Consider the following 323-nt stretch of genomic DNA (forward strand, 5'->3'; position numbering starts at 1 on the left):
TGACGTGGCGCTGGCGAGCGCGCAGGCGCTGCTCGTCTTCCCACCAGGTGGTGAGGATGCGCTGCCCCTGACGGCGGAAGGCAAAGGCACCGTTCTCACCGATCACGCTGGCGACCGGCCAGGCGCGTGCGATGTGATCACACCAGCCCGCACAACCGCCCGTGACGGGGATGACCTTGATGCCGGCGGCATCCAGGCGCTCCAGCGCCGCCAGCGTCGATGCCGCGAGACGCCCTTCATGGGTGAGGGTGTCATCGATATCGGTCAACAGATACCGGATACCCGACAGGGTGCTGGCAGGACAGTGGGCGAAGGCTTGCATG

The 323-nt window shown here is 66.9% G+C and carries 1 protein-coding gene; it reads right to left on the minus strand.

The window, feature by feature from the left end; genetic code table 11:
• Positions 1–268 (minus strand): HAD family hydrolase (locus tag R0J88_RS19305; protein WP_410900777.1); only part of this gene is annotated, 268 nt, incomplete at its 3' end.
• Between the last annotated feature and the right edge of the window lie 55 nt (positions 269–323).

The sequence above is a fragment of the Pseudoalteromonas sp. SIMBA_162 genome (genome assembly GCF_046535955.1).
Taxonomy (GTDB): domain Bacteria; phylum Pseudomonadota; class Gammaproteobacteria; order Enterobacterales; family Alteromonadaceae; genus Pseudoalteromonas; species Pseudoalteromonas marina.